Annotated in this window: 21 protein-coding genes; 19 read left to right on the forward strand and 2 right to left on the reverse strand. The window is 45.0% G+C overall.

The genetic code is table 11. From position 1 onward, the window contains the following. Positions 1 to 30: 30 nt before the first annotated feature. From mltG to HMPREF9378_RS10620, 5 genes are all read left to right on the forward strand, one after another. Positions 31 to 1,530, forward strand: coding sequence for an endolytic transglycosylase MltG (gene mltG / locus HMPREF9378_RS10640; RefSeq protein WP_002899718.1), 1,500 nt, complete (start codon positions 31 to 33; stop codon positions 1,528 to 1,530). Between the two features lie 140 nt (positions 1,531 to 1,670). Further along, positions 1,671 to 2,153 carry a transcription elongation factor GreA gene (gene greA, locus HMPREF9378_RS10635; RefSeq protein ID WP_002894584.1) on the forward strand — a complete coding sequence of 161 codons (483 nt, stop codon included), beginning with the start codon at positions 1,671 to 1,673 and terminating at the stop codon, positions 2,151 to 2,153. Positions 2,154 to 2,306: 153 nt separating this feature from the next. Beyond that, complete coding sequence (locus HMPREF9378_RS10630) at positions 2,307 to 2,927, forward strand: GTP pyrophosphokinase (RefSeq protein WP_002899719.1); 621 nt, start codon at positions 2,307 to 2,309, stop codon at positions 2,925 to 2,927. Between the two features lie 4 nt (positions 2,928 to 2,931). Continuing rightward, complete coding sequence (locus HMPREF9378_RS10625) at positions 2,932 to 3,633, forward strand: response regulator transcription factor (protein WP_032908925.1); 702 nt, start codon at positions 2,932 to 2,934, stop codon at positions 3,631 to 3,633. After that, on the forward strand, positions 3,617 to 4,852 hold the full coding sequence (locus HMPREF9378_RS10620; RefSeq protein ID WP_002899723.1) for a sensor histidine kinase: 1,236 nt from the start codon (positions 3,617 to 3,619) through the stop codon (positions 4,850 to 4,852). The genes HMPREF9378_RS10625 and HMPREF9378_RS10620 overlap by 17 nt, the downstream gene beginning before the upstream one ends. A 116-nt stretch (positions 4,853 to 4,968) precedes the next feature. On the opposite strand, the gene yidC is transcribed toward HMPREF9378_RS10620, so the two are convergent. Together yidC and HMPREF9378_RS10610 are read right to left on the reverse strand one after the other, a co-directional pair. After that, a complete protein-coding gene (yidC, locus tag HMPREF9378_RS10615) occupies positions 4,969 to 5,892 on the reverse strand; it encodes a membrane protein insertase YidC (protein ID WP_002899724.1) in 924 nt (307 codons plus the stop codon). Positions 5,893 to 5,973: 81 nt separating this feature from the next. Continuing rightward, a complete protein-coding gene (locus HMPREF9378_RS10610; RefSeq protein ID WP_002899725.1) occupies positions 5,974 to 6,252 on the reverse strand; it encodes an acylphosphatase in 279 nt (92 codons plus the stop codon). An 84-nt stretch (positions 6,253 to 6,336) separates the two neighbouring features. Between HMPREF9378_RS10610 and HMPREF9378_RS10605 the strand changes: the two genes are divergently transcribed. The 14 genes from HMPREF9378_RS10605 to yidD all read left to right on the forward strand — a co-directional run bounded on the left by HMPREF9378_RS10605 (position 6,337) and on the right by yidD (position 15,800). Continuing rightward, positions 6,337 to 7,077 (forward strand): TrmH family RNA methyltransferase, encoded by a 741-nt coding sequence (locus HMPREF9378_RS10605; RefSeq protein WP_002899726.1) that lies wholly within the window; start codon positions 6,337 to 6,339, stop codon positions 7,075 to 7,077. Between the two features lie 44 nt (positions 7,078 to 7,121). Beyond that, a complete protein-coding gene (locus HMPREF9378_RS10600) occupies positions 7,122 to 7,613 on the forward strand; it encodes an HD domain-containing protein (RefSeq protein WP_002899728.1) in 492 nt (163 codons plus the stop codon). A 25-nt stretch (positions 7,614 to 7,638) separates the two neighbouring features. Beyond that, positions 7,639 to 8,322 carry a Bax inhibitor-1/YccA family protein gene (locus tag HMPREF9378_RS10595; RefSeq protein WP_002913238.1) on the forward strand — a complete coding sequence of 228 codons (684 nt, stop codon included), beginning with the start codon at positions 7,639 to 7,641 and terminating at the stop codon, positions 8,320 to 8,322. 103 nt (positions 8,323 to 8,425) lie between these two features. After that, positions 8,426 to 9,676, forward strand: a complete 1,251-nt coding sequence (locus tag HMPREF9378_RS10590) for a diaminopimelate decarboxylase (protein ID WP_002913239.1) — start codon at positions 8,426 to 8,428, stop codon at positions 9,674 to 9,676. A 55-nt stretch (positions 9,677 to 9,731) separates the two neighbouring features. After that, positions 9,732 to 9,980, forward strand: coding sequence for a YneF family protein (locus HMPREF9378_RS10585; protein ID WP_002894600.1), 249 nt, complete (start codon positions 9,732 to 9,734; stop codon positions 9,978 to 9,980). Positions 9,981 to 10,078: 98 nt separating this feature from the next. Next, positions 10,079 to 10,873, forward strand: a complete 795-nt coding sequence (gene racE / locus HMPREF9378_RS10580) for a glutamate racemase (RefSeq protein WP_002899734.1) — start codon at positions 10,079 to 10,081, stop codon at positions 10,871 to 10,873. Beyond that, positions 10,870 to 11,874: a nucleoside-triphosphate diphosphatase gene (locus HMPREF9378_RS10575; RefSeq protein ID WP_002899736.1), complete on the forward strand. Its 1,005-nt coding sequence runs from the start codon at positions 10,870 to 10,872 to the stop codon at positions 11,872 to 11,874. Before racE ends, HMPREF9378_RS10575 begins: the two co-directional genes overlap by 4 nt. After that, positions 11,853 to 12,374: a metallophosphoesterase gene (locus HMPREF9378_RS10570; RefSeq protein WP_002913240.1), complete on the forward strand. Its 522-nt coding sequence runs from the start codon at positions 11,853 to 11,855 to the stop codon at positions 12,372 to 12,374. Before HMPREF9378_RS10575 ends, HMPREF9378_RS10570 begins: the two co-directional genes overlap by 22 nt. Next, positions 12,371 to 12,832, forward strand: coding sequence for a cyclic-di-AMP-binding protein CbpB (gene cbpB, locus HMPREF9378_RS10565; protein WP_002894606.1), 462 nt, complete (start codon positions 12,371 to 12,373; stop codon positions 12,830 to 12,832). Before HMPREF9378_RS10570 ends, cbpB begins: the two co-directional genes overlap by 4 nt. Beyond that, positions 12,829 to 13,560, forward strand: a complete 732-nt coding sequence (gene xerD, locus HMPREF9378_RS10560; protein ID WP_002894607.1) for a site-specific tyrosine recombinase XerD — start codon at positions 12,829 to 12,831, stop codon at positions 13,558 to 13,560. The genes cbpB and xerD overlap by 4 nt, the downstream gene beginning before the upstream one ends. A 1-nt stretch (position 13,561) precedes the next feature. After that, entirely contained in the window at positions 13,562 to 14,272 is a 711-nt protein-coding gene (locus tag HMPREF9378_RS10555; protein WP_002899740.1) for a segregation/condensation protein A, read from the forward strand. Then, positions 14,265 to 14,834 (forward strand): SMC-Scp complex subunit ScpB, encoded by a 570-nt coding sequence (scpB, locus tag HMPREF9378_RS10550; protein WP_002899741.1) that lies wholly within the window; start codon positions 14,265 to 14,267, stop codon positions 14,832 to 14,834. Before HMPREF9378_RS10555 ends, scpB begins: the two co-directional genes overlap by 8 nt. Next, positions 14,821 to 15,549 carry a pseudouridine synthase gene (locus HMPREF9378_RS10545; RefSeq protein WP_002899743.1) on the forward strand — a complete coding sequence of 243 codons (729 nt, stop codon included), beginning with the start codon at positions 14,821 to 14,823 and terminating at the stop codon, positions 15,547 to 15,549. The genes scpB and HMPREF9378_RS10545 overlap by 14 nt, the downstream gene beginning before the upstream one ends. Continuing rightward, the gene (yidD, locus tag HMPREF9378_RS11020; RefSeq protein ID WP_080555356.1) at positions 15,546 to 15,800 is read left to right on the forward strand and encodes a membrane protein insertion efficiency factor YidD; all 255 of its coding nucleotides are present in this window, start codon (positions 15,546 to 15,548) and stop codon (positions 15,798 to 15,800) included. The genes HMPREF9378_RS10545 and yidD overlap by 4 nt, the downstream gene beginning before the upstream one ends. Positions 15,801 to 15,835: the final 35 nt, after the last annotated feature.

A 15,835-nucleotide genomic window follows, 5' to 3' on the forward strand; every position in this document is an offset into this window, starting at 1 on the left:
TTATTGCATTTATCTGACTTTTAAGATATAATGTTAGGGATTATGATGAAGGAGGTCAAATTTTTGACTGAAAAATCACAAGACAAAGAGAAGAATCTGAGCTTTAAAGAGCAGATTTTGAAAGACTTAGCTGGAGAAAAGGAAGAACAAACTCCCTCTTCAACTAGCCAGTCAGAAGCGGACTCTGCTTCTGCAAAAGAAACAGCAGCTGCGGAGGACTTTGAAGCTAGACCGGCTTCGGTAGATGTTTCCTACAAGGTTGCAGAGAATGAAAAGGCTCACCCTCAGGTCTATGGCCGAGTGGATGAGGAAGATAAGAAGCCCAATGAGGTCCTATCTCGGGCTAATCGGGCCAACAACACGGTCAAGAAAAAACGTCAAAACACCTTAGCCCGCAGGATTATGACAACGGTTCTGCTGATTGTCCTGCTGGGACTTGTGGTCACAGGAGTTGTCGGCTATACTTATGTATCTTCAGCTCTTAAACCTGTTGATGCAAACGCAACAGAGTATGTGACGGTTGAAGTGCCAGAAGGCTCTAGCTCTAAACAGATTGGGGAAATTCTCGAGAAAAAGGGGCTGATTAAAAATGCCCAAGTTTTTAGTCTGTATTCCAAGATTAAAAGCTTTAACAATTACCAGTCTGGCTATTACAATCTCCAGAAGAGTATGGACCTAGATACCATTGCTCGGCAGCTTCAGGAAGGTGGAACAGATACACCGCAACCACCAGTTGTTGGTAAGGTTACTATTCCTGAAGGATATACACTGGAGCAGATTGCAGAGGCTGTGACGGTTAATGCAGCTGCAACTTCTAAGAAGACTAGTAAGACACCTTTTAGTAAGGACGATTTCCTAGCTAAGGCGCAGGATGAAGCTTTCATTTCCAAGATGGCGGCTAAATATCCACAGCTGCTGGGCACATTGCCAAGCAAGGACAGCGGAGTCAAGTATCGCTTAGAAGGTTATCTCTTCCCTGCCACTTATAACTATGGCGAGGATGCGGATTTGGAAAGCTTGATTGACCAGATGTTGGGCGCAATGAATACCAATCTGTCTTCTTACTACTCTACTATCGAAGCGAAGAACCTAACGGTTAATGAAGTTCTGACTCTTGCTTCTCTGGTGGAAAAAGAAGGTTCAACAGACCAGGACCGCAAAGATATTGCCAGCGTCTTTTACAACCGTCTCAATCAAGCGATGCCGCTTCAGAGTAATATCGCTATCCTTTATGCTCAAGGCAAGCTAGGAAAGAAAACGACTCTGAAAGAGGACGCTGAGATTGATACCAATATCGACTCGCCTTTCAATGTCTATAAAAAAGAAGGGCTTATGCCTGGACCAGTTGATAGTCCGAGCCTATCAGCTCTGGAAGCTACCATTAACCCAAGTAAGACGGACTACCTCTACTTTGTGGCAAATGTTGAAACAGGCGCTGTTTACTTCGCTAATACTTATGAGGAACACGCTAAAAATGTTGAGGAGCATGTCAACAGCAAGCTCACTCAATCCAGCAGCAGTTCTAATTAGACTGCTATCATTGCAGATAAGAGAAAGCTAGTGCATTTAGTTCTAGCTTTCTCAGTCCTGCTATATAAAAAAGGGACTGATACAGACTTGTCTCAGCCTCTTGTTTTAGTTTTAAAATAAAATAAAAGAAAAGAGAAAAAATGGCTGAAAAAACTTATCCTATGACCCTAGAGGAAAAGGAAAAACTAGAAAAAGAATTAGAAGAATTGAAATTGGTGCGTCGTCCAGAAGTGGTAGAACGTATTAAGATTGCCCGCTCATATGGCGATTTGTCAGAAAACAGTGAATACGAAGCTGCAAAGGACGAACAGGCTTTTGTGGAAGGACAGATTTCTAGTCTGGAAACCAAGATCCGCTACGCTGAGATTGTAAACAGTGATGCTGTAGCCAAGGACGAGGTAGCTATCGGCAAAACAGTTACCATTCAAGAAGTAGGCGAAAGCGAAGAGGAAGTCTACATTATTGTTGGTTCTGCTGGTGCAGATGCTTTCGCAGGCAAGGTATCCAATGAAAGCCCGATTGGTCAAGCTCTAATTGGCAAGAAAACAGGCGATACTGCAACAGTCGAAACACCAGTTGGCAGCTACGATGTTAAAATTCTCAAGGTTGAAAAAACCGTTTAATAAATACCAAAAGGAACTGGCTAGAAGACTGGTTCTTTTTTCGTTTCTTTTAAGACAGAGAGTGTAGGCTAGATAAGAAGAGCAGGGAAAAAATAGAGAAAAGGCAGATGCTTATGCTATAATGAGAATAAGCTAGAAAAGTAGGAGAACTGTATGCAAGAGCAAGATATTTATGGGAAATATGGGGCCTACCTGCCCAAGATTTTAGAGGATCTTAGTCAGCGTATTCAAGAGGCTAATGATCGAGTCAAGCAGGAAACAGGGCAGAAGCTTTTTGAGCATTTTAATGCACGAGTCAAGCAGGCAGCCAGTATGGAAGAGAAATGTCAACGCAAGAATTTGCCTAGGGCGCCAGAGTCAGCCCTGAAAGAAATTCGTGATGCGATTGGGATTCGGATTGTTTGCGGTTTTATTGAGGACATCTATCAGACTATTGAGGTGATTCGTCAGCTAGAGGGCTGTGAGATTGTTCTGGAAAAGGACTATATCCGAGCTGCCAAGCCTAATGGGTATCGCTCCTACCACTTGATATTAGAGGTGGAGACTCCTTACGAGGACTGTCATGGTCAAAATCCCGGCCGCTATTTTGTAGAAATCCAGCTTCGAACCATTGCTATGGATTCTTGGGCCAGCTTAGAGCATCAGATGAAGTACAAGCATGAGATTAAAGACAGCAAGCGGATTGTCCGCGAGCTGAAACGCTGTGCAGATGAGCTGGCTTCCTGTGATGTGACCATGCAGACCATCCGCAATTTGATTCGAGAAAGTGAGTGAGATGATGAAGATTTTATTAGCTGAAGATGAGCAACAGCTGTCCCGTGTCTTGGAAACGGCGATGACCCATGAAGGCTATCAGGTTGATACAGCCTTTGATGGGCAAGAAGCTGTGGACTTGGCCAAGGAAAATGCCTATGATTTGATGATTCTTGATATCATGATGCCAGTCAAGACAGGCATTGAAGCGCTGAAAGAAATCCGCCAAACCGGCAATACGACCCATGTCATCATGCTGACAGCTATGTCAGAGGTAGATGACAAGGTCACAGGGCTGGATGCCGGTGCAGATGATTATCTGACCAAGCCCTTCTCTCTGAAAGAGCTTCTGGCTCGCCTGCGCTCTATGTCCAGACGGGTAGCGACTTTCACCCCCAATTTGCTGCAGATTGGCCAAACCAGCCTCAATGTCGGAGAGCATGAGCTCATTAGCTCCAACTCTATTCGACTAGCCGGTAAGGAATCTAAAATGATGGAATTTCTTATGCTCAATGCCCAGAAGAGTCTTTCCACTCAGGAAATCTTCCGTCATGTTTGGTCCAAAGACGAGGATGAGGATTTGGACGAAGGCTTCGTCTGGATTTATATTTCCTATTTGCGTCAGAAGCTGAAGGCTATTCATGCTGACCTTGCTATCTTGGGTGAGGAAGGCGGCAGTTTCACTCTGGTGCCGCTGGAAGGAGATAGCCATGTTTCGGAAACTTAAAATTCGGTTCATTCTGCTGGCTTCGGCGGCTATTGTCTGTATTTTGCTGACCATGATTGCTGTCTTAAACTCTGTTCGTTTTCTGCAGACCAACGGAGAAATCCAAGCTGTTCTCAATATTCTATCTGCCAATAATGGAGATTTTCCCAGTGTAGAAGAAACGGCAGAGAGCTTGCAAAACGACCGTATCACCATTGATACCATCTACCAATACCGCTATTTCAGTGTGGTCTATAAGGAAGATAAAACTCTTTACTCCACCAACTTGGACCATCTTTCCAATCTATCTAAGGAGCAGGCGCTCAGCTATGCAAACAAAGTGATTAAGAACAGCCGCAGCAGTGGGGTTTTTAAGGTAGGCAGTCAATTTTATTCCTACCAGATAACGCAGGATTCCAAGACCAAGCGCTATTTACTGGTGGTCTTAGATTCGACCAATTATCTCGAAAGCCGCAATGACTTTTTCTGGCTGTCTATCCAGTTGTGTTTCTATAGCTTTATTTTCTTTGTCTTAGTCGTGTCTGGATTTTCCAACTTTGCCATCCGTCCCTATATCAAAAACTATGAAAATCAGAAGCGTTTTATCACTAATGCGGGACATGAACTGAAGACGCCATTGGCAATCATTTCAGCCAATACGGAGCTGCAAGAGCTGATGACTGGCGAAAATGAATGGACAGAGAGCACTAAGGACCAGGTCAAGCGCCTCAGTAATCTAATCAATCAAATGGTCGTTCTGGCCCGTCTGGAAGAGCAGCCAGATGTTACTTTGGTAGATGTGAATTTTTCAGAAGTTGTTAAAAAAGTAGCAGGAAACTTCAAGTCTGTCATTGAGAAGGCAGGCAAGAAGTACGAGATCAAGCTGCAGGAAGACATCCATGTCAAGGCAACTGAAGATGAACTCTATGAATTGGTTAGTATCCTGATTGACAATGCCTGCAAGTATTGTGACGAAGATGGACAAATTTTTGTCACCCTGACCAAGGCCAAGCGTGGGAAACGAGCTCGTCTGACGGTAGCCAATAGCTATGCGGATGGTAAGAATGTTGATTACAGTCGTTTCTTTGACCGTTTCTATCGTGAAGACGAATCGCACAATCAGAAGCAGCCTGGCTACGGGATTGGCCTATCCATGGCAGAAAGTCTGGTGCGGATTTTCAAGGGCAGGATTTGGGTTTCATATAAGAAAGGCTTGATTGGCTTTACCGTTTTACTGTGATAGAGTCACCTCGTTAATCAGTTATTGCTTTCTTTGCTGAGTTTTTGGTATCGGTTACGCCGATTCTTACTCGAGATTAAAAAAAATCTTCTAGTGTTAGCTAGAAGATTTTTTCTTTATCTTGACCGTTGCTTACCAGCATTGCGGTTCTTTTTCTTTTTGTTCTTTTGCTCAATAGCCTGCTGAGCTTTTGGAGTAACATCTTTAGCTCGACTCGCTTTTTTCAAGCCTTTAGGAGGATTTTTTTCAAATTCCTCTGCCACCTGTTTTCTCAGGCGAGGTCGGATGATGTAGTTGATGATAAATTGCTGGATGATTTGGATAAATCCACCGACTACCCAGTAGAGAGTGACTGCGGCAGGTGAGAGGAATGAGAAACCAACAATCATGATAGGACTCATATAAGAAGCCTGTTTCATGCTGTTTCTTTGAGTTTCATCTTCAATACCATGCAGAGAGAGCACCGACTGGATATAGTAGAGGATACCGACAATGGCAGTCAAAGCCAAGTCGCTTTTGGCCAGGTCTTTAATCCAGAGGAAGGAACTGCCTGCAACTCCTTGAGTATACTGAGCGGCAAAGAAGAGGGCTGAGAAGAAAGGCATTTGGATAAGCAGAGGCAGACAGCCTATACCGCCAAACATGCTGAGTCCATTCTCTTTTTGAGCAGCCATCAGTTCTTGCTGAGCCTGCATTTTCTCTTCCTGAGTCTCAGCATTTTTGATTCGCTCTTGGATTGGGGCAAAAATTGGCTTGAAGTAGTTCATCTTTTCAGACTGAAGCGTTGCCTTCCAAGACTGATAGATTCCCAGCGGTAGAATGATAATCCGCACGATGAGCGTAACGATGATAATCGCCAGACCATAACCCAGACCTGAATTCTTGGCAAAGAATTGGATACCATCCGCCATAGGCTGACCAATCACGTCCCAAATCAGACCAGAAGGATTACCGGCCTTGTCGCGGCCCACACAGCCGGACAGGAAAAGAAGCGCAGCCAGTCCCATACCGGAGAATAAAAAGCGTTTGAAATGTTTCACGAGTTCATATCCTTTGTTTCTAAAAAATAATACCTATCTATTCTACTGTTTTTTTGCAAAATATACAATAGTTCTGCAGACCTAATTTGAAATTTTAAAGTCGGGATAGGAGTCGAAATTAGCCATGGTCACATCCAAATAACTGACCTTAGAAAAAGGGGTCGGTCCCTTGCGGATTTCTTGGATAAATTTGGCCATCAGAGCTGGGTCATCAGCCTGAGCCAGAATGCCAACAGTACCATCGTCGTTGTTCCAGACCCGGCCGGTGATACCTCCGATTTCCAGCGCTATAGAATAGACTCCCCAGCGGAATCCAACCCCTTGTACCCGTCCTTGGGCTATCATTTTTACTTTCTGCATGGCGTCCTCCTTTAGTGAGCGGACCGAGGGGATTTAAGCCCTCAGTATGAGTGCAAGTCTGCTAAATTGTGGTATAATGTTCTTATGAATATTATAACCTCAAAAGCCAATAATGTGGTAAAAAAAGCTAAAAAACTTCATCACAAAAAATACCGCAAGGATTCTTATTTGATCGAAGGCTGGCATTTATTTGAGGAAGCTGTCAGCAGCGGGGCTGAGCTGATTCGGATTTTTGCTTTAGCGGAATACGCAGAACAATTAGCTGATTTTTCTCTGGTGATCTTTGTCAGTTCGGAAATTTTAGCAGATTTGGCTGATAGTAAGACGCCACAGGGCATTGTCGCAGAAGTGGCTTTTGAAAGGAAAGAAATACCATTGGAGTTAAGCGGACGCTATCTTTTCTTGGAGGACGTTCAGGATCCAGGTAATGTCGGTACCATCATTCGGACCGCGGATGCAGCTGGTTTTGACGGGGTTTTCATCTCTCAATTGTCGGCAGATATCTATAACTTAAAAACGCTGCGCTCTATGCAGGGGAGTCATTTTCACCTGCCCGTTTATCGGATGGATACGGCTGATTTTATTAGGCTGGCTCAGTCTTCCCGTCTGCCAATTCTAGCGTCGACCTTGTCGTCAACATCTATCGATTACAGAAATGTAGATAGCAAAGAGAGCTTTGTCCTAGTCATGGGCAATGAAGGTCAGGGAATTAGTCCAGAAATGACGGAAGCAGCTGATGTTCTGGTCCATATTTCCATGAAGGGGCAGGCAGAAAGTCTTAATGTTGCTGTCGCTGCTGGTATTTTAATCTTTCATTTAAGCTAAAAATCAGAAAAAGAGATATAATAGTTGGCAAGGGAGGTGATTCTATGCCTTACAAAAAGGACGAGGAGTTTATGGCCTATGTTGGGCACTTGATTGAAAAGCCTAGTGTGCAGCGCCTGAAAGAAATTCCCCATCATATTCATTCCAATAGACTTGAACATTCCATCAATGTAAGTTATACTAGTTACAGAATTGCCAAAAAATTTGGTTGGAATGCCCGCAGCACGGCACGCGGTGCCCTGCTTCATGACTTATTCTACTATGACTGGCGTGTGACCAAGTTTAAGAAGAGTCATGCTTGGGTTCATCCGAGGTTGGCAGTTCGCAATGCTCGTAAGATTACTAAGCTTAATAAAGTCGAAGAGGACATTATCGTCAAGCATATGTGGGGCCTGACTTTGGCACCGCCTCGCTACAAAGAATCATTCGTTGTGACGATGGTGGACAAGTATTGGGCCGTCAAAGAAGCAACGGCACCTTGGAGACGCAAGGGCAGTAATCGCAAGCTCTTTCATCGAAAGATGCTGAAACCGTAAATGTTTTATTATAAAAGGAGTAACTATGAATCATTCTATTATTCAAGATCAATCAGATATTAATTCTTTCTATGCCAAGATTTATTCTATCGTTGGTGTCGGTATCGGAATCTCAGCAATCGTATCCCTCTTGATGCTGAACTTCTTTCAGGACATTATTATCTCTGTTCTGACAGGCTCCACTTGGATTTTCTATGCGGCTATTGCAGTTGAGTTTATCCTTGTGTTGGTAGCATCTGGAACTGCTCGGAGCAATAGCCCAGCGGCGTTGCCTATGTTTTTAGCTTATTCAGCCATCAATGGTTTTACCTTAAGTATTATCATGGCCCTGTATCTTCAGTCAACTGTTCTCTTAGCCTTTCTGACAACGACCGTGATGTTCTTTGCTATGGGCTTCATCGGCAAGGTGACCAAGAAGGATCTTTCTGGAATGGGCAGAGCTTGTATGGCCGGTTTGATTGGTATTATCGCTGCTAGCTTCCTTAATATCTTCTTGAGAAGCAGTGGCTTGGACTTTATCATCAGTATCGTTGGTGTCCTTATTTTCTCAGGACTCATCGCTTGGGACAATCAGAAGATTCGCTACGTCTATGAGCAGACCAATGGCAATCCAGGAAATGGCTGGGCAATTTCGCTGGCTCTGCACCTATATCTGGACTTCATTAATCTCTTCCTCAGCTTGCTGCGTATTTTTGGAAGAAACAAATAACTCAGCTAAATAAGACTCAAGCATTGGGCGCTTGCCCAGTGCTTTTTGTTTCTCCTATGGATTTATGGTATAATAAATCCAGCAAATAGAAAGCGAGAACAGTATGAAAACTCCTTTTGTCAGTCGTGAAAAGTTAGCTGAGATTACGGATCAGTTTCCAACCCCTTTCCATCTTTATGACGAGAAGGGAATTCGGGAAAGAGCGCGTGCCCTGCATGAGGCCTTTTCTTGGAATCCAGGTTTTAAAGAATATTTTGCCGTCAAGGCCACTCCCAATCCTGCTATTTTAAAAATCCTCAAAGAAGAAGGCTGTGGGGTGGATTGTGCCAGCTATGTTGAGCTGCTCATGAGCCAAAAGCTGGGCTTTGCTGGACAGGATATCATGTTTTCGTCCAATAACACACCAGCTGAGGAATTTCAGTTTGCGCGTGACTTGGGAGCGACTATCAATCTGGATGCCTATGAAGATGTGGCTTTTCTAAAGGAAGCCGCGGGTATTCCAAAGATTATTTCCTGCCGTTACAACCCTGGTGGTGTCTTTGAGCTGGGAACCAGCATCATGGATAATCCGGAAGAAGCCAAGTTTGGTATGACTAAGGACCAGCTGATTCAAGCTTTCAAAGAGCTCAATGAGTTGGGAGCTGAGAAGTTTGGGATTCATGCTCTCTTGGCCTCAAATACTGTCAGCAATGACTACTATCCTGAACTGGCTCGTCAGCTTTTTGAGCTGGCTGTAGAAGTAGTGGCTGAGACAGGAGTTGAGTTGGACTTTATCAATCTCTCTGGTGGTGTTGGTATCAATTACCAGCCTGATGGCGAGGAAAATGACATTGCGGTCATCGGTCAGGGAGTTCGTCTGGCATATGAAGCTATTCTGACACCGGCTGGTCTAGGACAGGTCAAGATTTATACGGAGTTGGGCCGCTTTATGTTGGCACCTTATGGCCTGCTGGTCACCAAGGTTACCCATAAGAAGCAGACCTACCGCACCTATCTGGGAGTGGACGCCTCTGCAGTCAATCTGCTGCGTCCTGCCATGTATGGCTCTTATCACCACATTACTAATATGGATCGACCTGAGGGTGAGACAGAGATTGTGGATGTTGTCGGCAGCCTCTGTGAGAATAACGATAAATTCGCCATAAATCGACCGCTGCCCGTCAGCCAAATCGGTGATACACTGGTGATTCACGATACGGGTGCTCATGGTTTCTCTATGGGTTATCAGTACAATGCCAAGCTCCGCTCCAGCGAAATTCTCTTGGAGCAAGATGGCAATGTTCGCATGATTCGTCGGGCTGAAAAACCAGAAGATTATTTTGCGACACTGTATGGCTTTGATTTTGAAAAATAGAGAAAATTTGATATAATGAAGAGCAATGTAAAAATGGAATAGAGGAGTTCTCGATATGAATTTAGTTTTAGCAATTTTCTTGATTATGGCAGCATTTGCTGGAGGCGTGATCTTGGGTATGTATCTGCTTCGTCGGCAAGTGGAGAAGGAATTTGCAGAAAATCCGCGTTTGAATGTAGAAGCAGTTCGGACCTTGCTTAGCGCTAGCGGCCAACGGCCAAATGAAGCGAAAGTGCAGCAAGTCTACCGTCAAATTATCAGCCAGCAGAAAGCTGCGCTTGCTAAGAGCAAAAAGAAAAAATAATTTTCTAGAGGCTGGCTTTTAATACCAGTAGAGAAAATCTATAAAAAAATGGGGATTTGGAATCGGCTTCCAGTCCCTTGTTTTAGAAAGAAGACCTTATGGATAATCGACCAATCGGTTTTTTAGACTCAGGAGTGGGCGGTTTGACTGTAGTCCGTGAGCTCATGCGGCAGCTCCCCCACGAAGAGGTCATTTATATCGGAGATTCGGCGCGGGCTCCTTACGGTCCTAGGCCTGCTGAGCAGATTCGCGCTTATACCTGGCAATTGGTCAACTTCCTTCTGACCAAGGATGTTAAGATGATTGTCATTGCCTGCAATACAGCGACTGCTGTTGTCTGGGAAGAAGTGAAGGAAAAGCTGGATATTCCCGTACTGGGTGTGATTCTGCCGGGGGCTAGTGCAGCTATTAAGTCAACTGCCAGCGGCCGCATTGGTGTTATTGGAACACCAATGACAGTTTCTTCTGATATTTATCGTCAGAAGATTGAAGCGCTCTCGCCGGAGATGCAGGTGGAAAGTTTGGCCTGCCCTAAGTTTGTACCTTTGGTAGAGTCCAATGAACTTCATTCCAGTCTTACCAAAAAAGTTGTCTATGAAACCCTGCAACCTCTGGCTGGCCGAGTAGATACCCTGGTCTTGGGCTGTACCCACTATCCCTTGCTCCGGCCTATCATTCAAAACAGGATGGGACCGAATGTGAAGCTAATTGACAGCGGGGCAGAGTGCGTACGGGATATTTCTGTCCTACTCAATTACTTTGAAATCAATCGCAGTCGGGAAAAACAGGAGCTCAATCACCAATTTTACACAACTGCCAATGCCAAAAGCTTTTCGGAGATTGCAGAAAGCTGGCTGGGCCTGAAAGTGAATGTGGAGCATGTAAGCTTATGACAAATAAAATTTATGAATACATTGACGAGAACAATTGGTATATCGGAGAATGGACCCGCTTTCGCAAGGCTGGCTATCATTTCAACGACATCCCATACAGGCTCTTGGAGCATATAGATGCAGAGTTGAGTGAGCTGATTGAGCGGGATTTGGATGAAGAATACAACGCCTTTACCACAGTTGTGGTCAAATACGGCTCGCCCATGTCCTATATCCAGTTTGTCCTTAATATGATTAACGACCGCCAGAAGCGCGATTTTAAGGCGACCAGTCATAAGGGGGCTATTCTGATTACAGAAAAGGACTTGCTGCGCAAGGTTTTCTTCCTGTCTAAAGATGGAGTTAAGATGACCGACTTTTTTGGTCAGGGGCAGGAGTCAGAGATGGCTGTCGGAGATACCATCTTGATTGCGACTCGCAACGAAGGAAAGACAGCAGAGTTTCGCAAACTCTTTGATAAGCTGGGTTACAAGGTTGAAAATCTCAATGATTATCCTGACTTGCCAGAAGTGGAAGAGACTGGAACTACCTTTGAGGAAAATGCGCGGCTCAAGGCGGAGACAATCAGTAAGTTGACCGGTAAAATGGTGCTAGCTGACGACTCAGGTCTGCAGGTCGATGTTTTAGGCGGCTTGCCTGGAGTCTGGTCGGCTCGCTTCGCTGGAGTAGGCGCGACAGATGATGAAAACAACATCAAGCTCCTGCATGAATTGGCTATGGTGTTTGATGTCAAGGACCGCTCGGCCCGTTTTCATACGACCCTAGTGGTGGCCAGTCCTGAAAGGGAGTCTCTGGTAGTTGAAGCGGATTGGCCGGGCTACATTGCCCATGAGCCAAAAGGGGAAAATGGCTTTGGCTATGATCCCTTGTTCTTAGTGGGAGAAACAGGAAAAACATCTGCCGAACTAACGATAGAAGAAAAAAATGCGCAATCCCATCGGGCTCAGGCAGTTAAGAAATTAGTGGAGGTATTTCCAGCATGGCAAAGCAAACCATTATAGTCATGAGTGATTCTCATGGCGACCGTGCTATTGTAGAAGAAATTAGGAATCATTATATTGGAAAGGTAGATGCGATTTTTCATAACGGAGACTCTGAGCTTCCTTCTGATGATGAGGTATGGCAAGGGATTCAGGTTGTTGCAGGGAATATGGACTTTTACGACGGCTATCCAGAACGCTTAGTGACGGATTTGGCGGGGACCATTATTGCCCAGACTCACGGGCATCTCTTCCATATCAACTTTTCTTTTCAAAAGCTGGATTTGTGGGCGCAAGAGGTTAATGCAGACATCTGTCTCTATGGTCACCTGCATATTCCAGATGCTCAAATGGAGGGCAAAACGCTCTTTCTGAATCCGGGCTCCATTAGCCAGCCACGCGGCCTGATCAACGAACGTCTCTACGCTAAGGTAGAGATTGATGATGACCGCTTTAAAGTTGATTTCTATACACGAAATCATGAACTTTTTCCAAGCTTGTCCAAGGAGTTTAGCCGATGATTGCTAAGGAATTTGAAGACTATCTGCTGGAACATGAAGAAACTTTTTTGACGCCTGGGGAAAATTTGGCGGTTATGATTGACACCCATAATGTGGATCATGCTATCCTATTGCTGAGCCAGATGACATACTCACGTGTTCCAGTCGTGACAGCAGATAAAAAGTTTGTTGGCACGATTTCCCTGACAGACATCATGTCTTATCGCATGCGCCATGATTTGCCAGAAGAGGAATTCATGATGACAGACATCGTCCACATGACCAAAATGGACGACTTGACAGTTGGGCCAGATTATACTGTATCAGATGTGCTTCATAAGCTGGTCGACGAGTCTTTCCTGCCGGTTGTGGGCGAGGATCAGCATTTTTACGGAATTATTACTAGAAAGTCCATTTTGAAAGCTGTCAATTCTTTGTTGCACGGCTTTAGCAAGAAGTACGAAATTCGCAAAAAATGAAAGAATACATTAGACCGTTTTTAAATCAAAAAAACATCTCAGAAAATTCTAAAATTGCCTATTCTTATGATTTGGAGCAGTTTATCGAGGAAGTGCATGGCCGGATTACCGAGACCAATCTGCGGATTTATCAGGCCTCTATCAAGGATTTTAAGGCAGCTGTTCAGAAGAGGAAGCTCTCAGCAGTCAATCAATTTCTTTACTTTCTTTATCAGCAGCAGCTTATTGAGGAGTTTCACCGCTTGGTCCTGCCCAAGGTCTCCATATCGAAGGAGCAGGAAAATGAACTGCTGGACCTGTCTGCTTTTTGGCAGGAATCAAGCGTTCCTAGGGGGCGGCTGATGGCTCTTCTTATCTTGGAAATGGGCTTGTTGCCCAGCGAGATTCTGCAGGTCAGAGTGGCAGATGTTAATCTGGACTTTCAGGTTTTGAAGATTGAAAAGGCCGGTCAGAAGCGGGTTATCAAGATTCCTGAGAGCCTGACGGGTGAGTTAGAAGACTATCTGACGGGGACGTATTTATTTGAGAAAAACGGCAAATCCTATTCTCGTCAATGGGGCTTCCGTCAGCTAGAGGCCTTCTTGATTGAGCAGGGACAAGCCAGTCTATCTGCCCAAAGCCTGCGTGAGCAGTTTATTTTGCGTCAGCGGGAGAAGGGGATTGGCCTCTATGATATTGCCCAAGATTTGGGCTTGAAAACCATGATTACACTAGAAAAATACAGATAAAATGGATATCAAACTAAAAGATTTTGAAGGCCCGCTTGACCTGCTGCTCCACCTCGTATCTAAGTACCAGGTGGATATTTATGATGTGCCCATTACGGAGGTCATCGAGCAGTATTTGGCTTATGTGGCCACCTTGCAGGCCATGAAACTAGAAGTGACGGGTGAGTACATGGTCATGGCCAGCCAGCTCATGCTGATTAAGAGCCGCAAGCTCCTGCCTAAGGTGGCGGATAATGCTGAGCTGGAAGATGATTTGGAGCAAGACCTCTTGAGCCAGATCGAGGAATACCGCAGGTTCAAGCTCTTGGGTGAGAAAATGTCGCTCCAGCACGAGGACCGGGCTCTTTATTATTCTAAGCCCAAGCTGGAGCTGGTTTATGAAGACGCTGAGCTCCTACATGACAAGTCAACGATTGATCTTTTTTTGGCTTTTTCCAAAGTTATCGCCAAGAAGCAAGAGGAGTTTTCTAAGAGCCACACAACCATTGTGCGAGACGAGTACAAGATTGAGGACATGATGGATGTGGTGCGTCAGCGCTGTGCTGGTAAGAACCGTCTGGCTCTGCAGGAGATTTTCGCAGAGACCAAGGACATGAATGAAGTTATTACTCTCTTTCTGGCGACATTGGAATTGGTCAAGGTGCAGGAAGTGCAAGTCATTCAGGAAGAAAATTTTGGAAATATTTATTTAGTAGGAAGAGGAAATGAGTAAGTTAGCAGAGATTGAAGCCCTGCTTTTTGTGGCGGGAGAAGATGGACTCAAGGTTCATCAATTGGCAGAAATCCTTTCTTTGCCGCCGACCGGGGTTATTCAGAGTTTGGAGAAGTTGGCTGAGCAATATGAAGCCAATCCAGACTCCAGTCTGACCCTACTGGAAACCTCAAAGACATACAAGCTGGTCACTAAACCAGAGTTTGCTGAGATTCTGCGGGCCTATTCACGGGCTCCAATCAATCAAAGTTTGTCGCGAGCAGCGCTGGAGACCTTGTCTATCATTGCCTATAAGCAGCCGATTACAAGGATAGAAATAGATGACATTCGCGGGGTTAATTCCAGCGGTGCTTTGGCTAAGCTCTTGGCTTTTGAACTGGTTCGAGAGGATGGCAAAAAGGAAGTCATTGGCCGGCCAAATCTCTATGTGACAACGGATTATTTCTTAGACTATATGGGGATCAATCACCTAGATGAGCTGCCGATTGTCGAAGAAACAGAGCTAGTTGCTGAAGAAAGCCAGCTCTTTATTGAAAGGACAGATATCGATGAGAATCAATAAATACATCGCTCATGCTGGGATAGCCAGCCGCCGTAAGGCAGAAGAGCTAATCAGGCAGGGGAAGGTCAGTATAAACGGCCAAGTGGTACGTGAGCTGGCGACAAACGTCAAGTCTGGCGACCGTGTGGAAGTAGAAGGCCAACCTATCTACAATGAGGAGAAGGTTTATTACCTCCTCAATAAGCCGCGCGGAGTCATTTCCTCTGTTAGTGATGACAAGGGTCGTAAGACGGTCGTGGAGCTCTTGCCTCAGGTCAAGGAGCGGATTTATCCGGTCGGTCGTTTGGACTGGGATACTTCTGGCATCCTCATTCTGACCAATGACGGGGACTTTACCGACGAGATGATTCATCCCCGCAATGAGATTGATAAGGTCTATGTGGCTCGTGTTAAAGGATTGGCCAATAAAGAAGTTCTTCGTCCTCTAACTCGTGGTATTGAGATAGAGGGGCGCAAAACCAAGCCAGCGGTTTATGAGATTATCAAGGTTGACCCGGCAAAAAATCGCTCGGTCATTCAGCTGACCATCCACGAAGGCCGTAACCATCAGGTCAAAAAGATGTTCCAGGCGGTCGGATTGCAAGTGGATAAGCTTTCACGGACTCGCTTTGGTCATTTGGACTTAACTGGTCTTAAGCCTGGTGAGTATCGAAAACTCAGCAAGAAAGAAGTCAGCCAGCTGCATACACTGGCTGTAACCAAGACCAAGAAATGATAAAGAAACTGCTTATTGCTCCTGTCCGCTTGTATCAACGCTTCATATCGCCTGCTTTCCCTCCATCTTGCCGCTTTCGGCCCACCTGCTCTAACTATATGATAGAAGCTATCCAGAAGCATGGAGCTAAAGGTGTCCTAATGGGCTTGGCGCGCATTCTCCGCTGTCATCCCTGGTCTCAGCCGGGAGAGGATCCTGTACCAGACCATTTCAGTTTGAGAAGAAATAATTCAAGAAAAAAGTCACACTAGATAAGTATCTAGTGTGACTTTTATATATCTATATT

Source organism: Streptococcus sanguinis SK1 = NCTC 7863 (genome assembly GCF_000194945.1).
Lineage (GTDB): Bacteria > Bacillota > Bacilli > Lactobacillales > Streptococcaceae > Streptococcus > Streptococcus sanguinis.

Bases quoted from the DNA above. Each gene is read 5' to 3' on its own strand.
- scpB (WP_002899741.1), top strand. From the start codon at position 14,265: ATGAGTAAGTTAGCAGAGATTGAAGCCCTGCTTTTTGTGGCGGGAGAA.
- HMPREF9378_RS10620 (WP_002899723.1), top strand. From the start codon at position 3,617: ATGTTTCGGAAACTTAAAATTCGGTTCATTCTGCTGGCTTCGGCGGCT.
- HMPREF9378_RS10600 (WP_002899728.1), top strand. From the start codon at position 7,122: ATGCCTTACAAAAAGGACGAGGAGTTTATGGCCTATGTTGGGCACTTG.
- racE (WP_002899734.1), top strand. From the start codon at position 10,079: ATGGATAATCGACCAATCGGTTTTTTAGACTCAGGAGTGGGCGGTTTG.
- HMPREF9378_RS10605 (WP_002899726.1), top strand. From the start codon at position 6,337: ATGAATATTATAACCTCAAAAGCCAATAATGTGGTAAAAAAAGCTAAA.
- HMPREF9378_RS10590 (WP_002913239.1), top strand. From the start codon at position 8,426: ATGAAAACTCCTTTTGTCAGTCGTGAAAAGTTAGCTGAGATTACGGAT.
- greA (WP_002894584.1), top strand. From the start codon at position 1,671: ATGGCTGAAAAAACTTATCCTATGACCCTAGAGGAAAAGGAAAAACTA.
- HMPREF9378_RS10545 (WP_002899743.1), top strand. From the start codon at position 14,821: ATGAGAATCAATAAATACATCGCTCATGCTGGGATAGCCAGCCGCCGT.
- HMPREF9378_RS10575 (WP_002899736.1), top strand. From the start codon at position 10,870: ATGACAAATAAAATTTATGAATACATTGACGAGAACAATTGGTATATC.
- HMPREF9378_RS10595 (WP_002913238.1), top strand. From the start codon at position 7,639: ATGAATCATTCTATTATTCAAGATCAATCAGATATTAATTCTTTCTAT.
- HMPREF9378_RS10625 (WP_032908925.1), top strand. From the start codon at position 2,932: ATGAAGATTTTATTAGCTGAAGATGAGCAACAGCTGTCCCGTGTCTTG.
- cbpB (WP_002894606.1), top strand. From the start codon at position 12,371: ATGATTGCTAAGGAATTTGAAGACTATCTGCTGGAACATGAAGAAACT.
- mltG (WP_002899718.1), top strand. From the start codon at position 31: ATGTTAGGGATTATGATGAAGGAGGTCAAATTTTTGACTGAAAAATCA.
- xerD (WP_002894607.1), top strand. From the start codon at position 12,829: ATGAAAGAATACATTAGACCGTTTTTAAATCAAAAAAACATCTCAGAA.
- HMPREF9378_RS10570 (WP_002913240.1), top strand. From the start codon at position 11,853: ATGGCAAAGCAAACCATTATAGTCATGAGTGATTCTCATGGCGACCGT.
- HMPREF9378_RS10555 (WP_002899740.1), top strand. From the start codon at position 13,562: ATGGATATCAAACTAAAAGATTTTGAAGGCCCGCTTGACCTGCTGCTC.
- HMPREF9378_RS10630 (WP_002899719.1), top strand. From the start codon at position 2,307: ATGCAAGAGCAAGATATTTATGGGAAATATGGGGCCTACCTGCCCAAG.
- HMPREF9378_RS10585 (WP_002894600.1), top strand. From the start codon at position 9,732: ATGAATTTAGTTTTAGCAATTTTCTTGATTATGGCAGCATTTGCTGGA.
- yidD (WP_080555356.1), top strand. From the start codon at position 15,546: ATGATAAAGAAACTGCTTATTGCTCCTGTCCGCTTGTATCAACGCTTC.
- HMPREF9378_RS10610 (WP_002899725.1), bottom strand. From the start codon at position 6,252: ATGCAGAAAGTAAAAATGATAGCCCAAGGACGGGTACAAGGGGTTGGA.